Here is a 6,722-nt window from a genome sequence, read left to right on the forward strand (position 1 = left end):
AAGAACGTTACTGTGTACGTAAATTCATAAAACAAGGAAATTTATTGCAGGTAATTATCGTTTATTAGCCGTAAAAACGGGACAAGAAAACACGTCCTTAAAAGAACGTGTTTTCTGGCCCTATCTCATAAAAAATTGGATCAAAAAATAATTTCGACCCAACTTCCCATAAAAAAATCAATGATTTATCCGTATAGAAACACGCGATTACAGCTAAATCATTCAATAGTTAAATTAAATGAACAATTTTACCCTTTATATTTTGATATAAATTGATTCAAAATTTTTTGCCGTTAAAAACCAATTATTTTGACAGTTGTGCAAATCCAAGTCCAGCAAAATGTGGCAAAAAAATTTGATTAGCTTTATTGGATATACCACCCTTAACGGGATTGCTGGAAAACATCATTGAGGCATCAAGATCCACATATTTCACATTTTCCTTTGCAGCGGCTAAATGTGCAGCAGCCGTTACCGAAACAGATGACTCGATCATACTACCAACCATGCAGGGTATACCGGCTGTCTCGGCAAGCGTATTGATTTTCAGGGCATTATCGATGCCTCCAGCCTTCATTAACTTTAAATTAATCAAATCGCAGCCGTTCATTGAAATCAAACGCTGTGCATCCTGAACGGAAAAAATACTTTCATCTGCCATGATTAATGTTTGCGTATTCTGAGTGACGTAAGCCATCCCTTCGAAATCCGTAGCAGCAACCGGCTGTTCCACCAACTGAATATCCAAGCCCAGCTTCGCCATTTGATTAATCGCCGACACAGCCTGTTTATAATGCCATCCTTGATTTGCATCCAACCGAATATTGACCGATGGGCCAACTGCTTTTCGAATGGCCGCAACCTTTTCAACATCTGAAGATTCCGAGTCACTGCCAACCTTAATTTTTAAAGTTGAAAAACTGGCATTCATTAATTCTTTAGCCTGCGCAATCATTTTGTCGGTTGTCCCGACACTGACTGTGTAATCTGTTTGAATTTTGTCGGCATATCCTCCCAACAGTTGATACAAAGGAACCTGATAGTGCTGGGCAATTAAATCATTAACCGCAATGTTTAATGCAGCCTTCGGACTTGAGTTATGAACCATCGATTGGTCAATTGTTGCCTTAATGTCCTCGGAATTCACCAAAGATTTTCCAATTAGTTTTGGTCCAATGATTTCATTAACTGCTTCTTTAATACTCGACACACTATCACCAGTGATAACAGGTGTCGGTGATGCCTCTCCTAAGCCTATCAGGCCGCTACTGTCTTCCACCTTTACAATGAGTGTCCGAGCAGTTGTAACCGTCCTTAGAGCGGTTACAAACGGTCTTTTTAGAGGAACTGCAGCCTCACTGATCTCAATCTTTTTAATGACCGGTGTCACGAATAGCTACCTCCTTACTTGATATAAGCATTTTTAAAGTTATAGTTTGCGCCGGCCGTATTGTAAACGACATCCTTTACGCTTGATTTAATCATCCATTTTTCACCAGATTGATAAAGTGGGATTATAGCCTGATCATTCAATGCAAGGTTTTGGGCCTTGACCATATCATCCCAACGCGCTTGTGCATTCCCACCATCATCATTATTACTTGCATCGATTAATTTATCGTATTCCGAATTCTTCCAGCGCGAAATATTACTTGGATTAGTCGACGTTAAAATATTCAGGAACGTAATTGGATCCGAAAAATCCGCAAACCAATTAGCAACCGTAGCTTGGAATTGATGATCCGCTTGTCGTGATAGGATGACACGTCCCGGAATATTATTTAATGTCACATGAAGTCCCGGCAATTTTTCAAGTGCACTTTGTAAATATTCACTTAATTGTTTTTGATCATAAGTATCAGAGTTTAATAACGTAAAGTGAAGTGACTTGAGACCTACCTCCTGCAAACCTTGTTTAAAGAGTTGCTTGGCTTTGGTTGGATTATATTTCATAGAAGCCGGAGCAGTGACGTCTTTCGTAAAATCAGTCCCATCTTTAGGTGATACTGCCAGTCCCTTAGACACGAAGCTATCATTACTGATGGCACCACCTGAAACAACTTTATCAGCTAACATTGGTCGATTAATAATCATTGACATGGCCTGACGAATTTTCAGGTTCTTGAAAGCTTTAATTTTTTGATTAAAGGCAATGTAATAATTAGAAGATTGCTGACGTGAAACAAGATCCTTTTTATTATTCATTTGCTTAGATTGGGTTGCGGACAACTGAGCCATATCCAGCTTGCCTTCGTTAAACAAATTCAATCCGGTTGATGGATCCTTAACAACGCTGAACTTCACATTATCAAGTTTGACATTTTTCTTATCCCAATAATGATTGTTTTTCTTTAGTGTCCAACTTAGATTTGTTCCCGTCCATTTAGTTAAGGTAAACGGACCATTGTAAACCTGCGTCTTGGATGAAGTCCCGTATTTATTTCCATATTTATTAACCGTTTTCGAATCTTGTGGGAAAAAGACTGGAAATCCCATTAACAATTTAAAGTATGGAATTCGTTGCTCTAATGTCACCGTCAGCTTATATTTCCCGTTAGCTTTAATGCCAAGTGACGAAACGGCAGCTTTTTTATCTTGAATTTTATCCGCGTTCTTAATGCCCGAAAATAGATAGCCATACTGTGAAGCCGTCTTAGGGTTAAGCGTTCTTCGCCACGAATAAACAAAGTCTTGGGCAGTGACAGGATCACCGTTACTCCACTTAGCATTTTTCCGAAGGTTAAACGTATACGTCTTCCCATCCTTTGAAACAGTAGAGGACGTTGCAATTCCGGGTTCGACCTTACTGTCTTTACCCAAACGGAATAACCCTTCATCAACGTTATTCAAAACGTTGAAAGTCCCAACAGCCGTGGTTTTGGAAGGGTCAACCGTTGTCAATTCAGAATCAGTAGACGTTGTAATCGTCTTCTTTTGTTGACTAGAATTTTGACCACATCCAACAAGAATCAGTGAAATGCCAGCGACACTCGCTAACACCGATATGTTACGAGATATATGCATTATAAATCACTCCTCAAAATATGTGAGATTCTTAACGAACCTAACTTAAAGTCTAATTTAGCATAAATATTATAAAAAAACAGGCTTTTTTAATGAATTTTTCATCAAGCCTGGTTTTGTTACATATTTATTTAGTTAGCGAAACCGCCATTTTACGGGAATAGTAGATTGTCTCAAATTTTTCTTTGGCCATCCAATATTTTCCATCAATTGGATCACTCACATGAACCCGATTTTGATCAAAACCATCTAAAATGACCGCGTGATTATTCACAGGTACCAGCCCAAAAGGATATTTTTCCCATTTTGGCTGTTCAAAATGGACCGTTACATATGTTAAAACAGGATAGCCCCTTTGGACCTCGTCAAATAACCAACTGGAATTAGCGCCACTTAAATCCCTGAGCATCCCATATTTTCGACCCCATTCAATCAAAGGACAGGTAAAAATTGCTTCAAACTTTCCAGACTGGTTTTTGAAGGGAGAGCCGCCAAAGCCATGATAAGGATTACCATCCTGACTGATTGGCATATCCAATAAAAATTCACCATAACTAACTTCCACGGCTTCCTGGTTAAAATGAAACCCTTCTAACAAGCTGGCCGCTTCGCAACCGTTAATTGCGCCCCACGACAGCTGGCTGATGTTTTCTACCCCAAGTAAAACTTGCTGAGTCATTTTGCCACCCCTAATTGCTTGAACATAATATCGAGCATATCTGTATATCGAGGCTGGCTTTCCTCTAGTTTTTTTGCTGCATCAATCAAACTTAGACGCAAGCGTCCCTTTCGGTCTACAATGGATTTTGCATGTACCAAGGAACTTAAAACGGACTCATCAACAGCAGCAGCCGTTGCTCTAAAAAATAAGTCAATTTTATTGTCATTAAATCGAATCACTTTATCAAACTGGTTCTCAGAAAAATGTTCAACCAAATTGGTCGTCGAAAAGGCAAAAACAATTTCACCGCTACCGTTTCCAATAAAACCACCCGTTCTGTTGATACCGACAGTTGCCCGTTTGGCCATCCGCTTTAGTTGACGTGAATTTAGTGGTGCATCCGTTGCAAGAATGGTAATAATCGATCCCTTTTCTTCTTTTTCTTTATCGGCTGCAAGCATCTGCGCAAGTGGTTGCCCTACCGAAGCACCATTCACAACGAAGTCCGTTAAATAACCATAGTTTGTCATCACCAAAGCGCCAACCGTATATTGATGTTGATCATCAATTTTAACAATTCTTGATGATGATCCTATGCCACCTTTCAAGTCATAACACATCATACCCCGGCCTGCTCCAACAGCCCCCTCCTCAAATTGATCGGCTGCCGCGTCCAACGCACTATACACATCATCTTCACTCAAATACATTTTTCGAATATTTGATACATCACCATCATTGCATTCTGCCACAACCGGATTCACCGTACTAGTAGTATCTCCGATTTCAATATTTTGAGTCAGCATCCGCTTCGTTAAAGCGTTAATTGCAGTTCCAACGCCAAATGTGTTTGTCAATACAATTGGTGTTTCAATTGTGCCCAGTTCATCAATTTGAACCAAACCAACACTTTTGCCAAAGCCGTTAATCACATATGACGCCGCCGGAACTTTACTTCGAAACATATTACCTGTATGTGGCAATATGGCGGTAACTCCAGTGTGGACATCGCCATCATTAATGGTAATCTGGCCCACTTTTACACCGGAAACATCCGTTATTAAATTAAGGTTTCCCTTGATTCCTTGCGATACATCATTTAAAAGCGGCACTTGAAGTCCCATTTTAGTTACCTCCCATTAAACTCAACGACTATTTAGTACAATTTGCACCAGCATCATGCCCATTGCAATCAAATTATTTAAAAAATGTAACCCGATTGGTACTTTTATGTTCTTAGTTCTAACGTACAAATACGCTAAGGTGCCGCCTAATATTGCATATGTCAAGAAACTGATCACATTGAAATCTTCCATATGTGGAAAGGCAAATAAAACACCACTGACAATTACTGCAGCAACCCGGGTATTTGCTGTAAACATTGAACCGATTAAAAAACCACGAAATACTAATTCCTCCAGAATCGGTGAACAAAAGACCGCAGTGAACCCCATCAAAATTAATGTCAGATGGTTTGTATTCATATATTGATAAATAATCTTGTTATTAGCTGTTGAACTTTGATGATAAATTGCCTGATTTAATAGCCCTAAGCCAATTTGCACAACAAAGAAAGACACGTAAGCAATAAAGATCATCGAAATATCTCGGCTTGTTAATGACATTTTTTGGGGGTGCGCATATTTTCGATAAAAATATCCAGCAACCGCAATTGCAAGGACGAACCCTAATATATATACCACTGCAATGATATTGTTAACCAAGTGTGAAAAATCTCCCATCATAATAAATGATAGTGGGAATTGCACGAATATCACAATAATCACTAATCCAACAAAGATACCGATACGTTCAAAATAATCTCCTGCTTTTAATCTTTTATTCTCGTCCATACAATCCTCCCAGATTTTTATGAATTAAATAGTTTATCTAATTTACTGAAATCAGCCGTTCCCAAACCCGTTGCCTGGTTATATCGTTTACCGGGCTGACCTGTATAGTACAAGTTTGTGTTATTTGTCCGACTATCCAACACTGTAAAAGGAGAGTTGGATTGAGACGCAAATCGATAAATTTGAGGGTTCCAAAAGCCAAGTCTACCAGCCGAATTATTTGACATTAAAATGCTTGCGGCTGCGATTTGTGGCGCTACGACACTGGTACCACCTGATATTTCCCATTCACCTGTCGCTGAAGAATCTTTTTTAGGCGTAATAAAGATAGAGTACCCCGTATTAGGATCGGCATTTGCCGACAAATCAGGTACATTTCGCCCCTTGCTCTTACCACTTATATTAACAGGCGTATCGAGAAGTTTTGCTTTACCATTTTTAAAAGACCACAGCCTAGTCGCATCATAGGTTCCGATACCACTGAACCCTGATTGATATTTAGGCACTGCATTATACTTACTAAACCCGCCACCTCCTCCGGCAAAGAAGGTTTCTACCCAATCTTCAAACCCCAAAAATTTTTGACTTTTATAATTAGGATATAGAAACTCAGACGCCCAAGCGCGTTCTTTTTCAATTTTTACCGTTTGCTTATTAACTGTATACGTCCGAGGCAACGTTGTCCCACCGACGGCAGTAACATACGGCGAATTGGCGGGTGTATCGACGCTAAGAGATGTATTACCGCTGGAAATCCCATCATACGCACCATTATCACCACTAGCCGCAAAAACACTAATGCCTTGAGCGGCAGCCTGCTCAAACAGCAGGTTCATAATTTGATTATATTTTGCTGGTGTGACTCCCTGCTTAATTTCATAAGCAACCTGAGCTTCACTTTGCCCCCAGCTGAGGGATAAAACGTCAACAACATTTTGTCCAACAGCGGCAGCAAGTGAATTCACCATTCCTGTGATATCCGATTTACCTATGTATGTTCGAATATTACTATCTGGTGCAATTGCCCCTGCCTGTTCAACGTCAATCGTTGTTTCGTTATACCCGTTCCATGACCCCTTATAGCCATTAGTCCGATAATTACTTAGCCTGCTTGATTTGACATCAATCCCCATGCCGTTCCAATACCGATAAGCATCACTTGGATGATAGTTGGCAAACGAAAT

At 39.7% G+C, this 6,722-nt stretch carries 6 protein-coding genes; all 6 read right to left on the reverse strand.

What is annotated here, in order from left to right; translation table 11 throughout:
• Positions 1-304: 304 nt before the first annotated feature.
• On the reverse strand, positions 305-1,390 hold the full coding sequence (locus HMPREF0519_RS06740) for a dipeptide epimerase (RefSeq protein ID WP_004561650.1): 1,086 nt from the start codon (positions 1,388-1,390) through the stop codon (positions 305-307).
• A 14-nt stretch (positions 1,391-1,404) separates the two neighbouring features.
• Positions 1,405-3,024: a peptide ABC transporter substrate-binding protein gene (locus HMPREF0519_RS06745; RefSeq protein ID WP_004561651.1), complete on the reverse strand. Its 1,620-nt coding sequence runs from the start codon at positions 3,022-3,024 to the stop codon at positions 1,405-1,407.
• Positions 3,025-3,151: 127 nt separating this feature from the next.
• On the reverse strand, positions 3,152-3,703 hold the full coding sequence (locus HMPREF0519_RS06750) for a C39 family peptidase (RefSeq protein ID WP_004561652.1): 552 nt from the start codon (positions 3,701-3,703) through the stop codon (positions 3,152-3,154).
• Positions 3,700-4,809 (reverse strand): DmpA family aminopeptidase, encoded by a 1,110-nt coding sequence (locus HMPREF0519_RS06755; RefSeq protein ID WP_003560831.1) that lies wholly within the window; start codon positions 4,807-4,809, stop codon positions 3,700-3,702. Before HMPREF0519_RS06755 ends, HMPREF0519_RS06750 begins: the two co-directional genes overlap by 4 nt.
• A gap of 21 nt (positions 4,810-4,830) precedes the next feature.
• Entirely contained in the window at positions 4,831-5,538 is a 708-nt protein-coding gene (locus tag HMPREF0519_RS06760; RefSeq protein WP_004561653.1) for a CPBP family intramembrane glutamic endopeptidase, read from the reverse strand.
• Between the two features lie 17 nt (positions 5,539-5,555).
• The coding region (locus HMPREF0519_RS14360) for a S53 family peptidase (protein ID WP_004561655.1) at positions 5,556-6,722 on the reverse strand (1,167 nt) is incomplete at its 5' end.

The organism is Lentilactobacillus hilgardii DSM 20176 = ATCC 8290 (genome assembly GCF_000159315.1).
Lineage (GTDB): Bacteria > Bacillota > Bacilli > Lactobacillales > Lactobacillaceae > Lentilactobacillus > Lentilactobacillus hilgardii.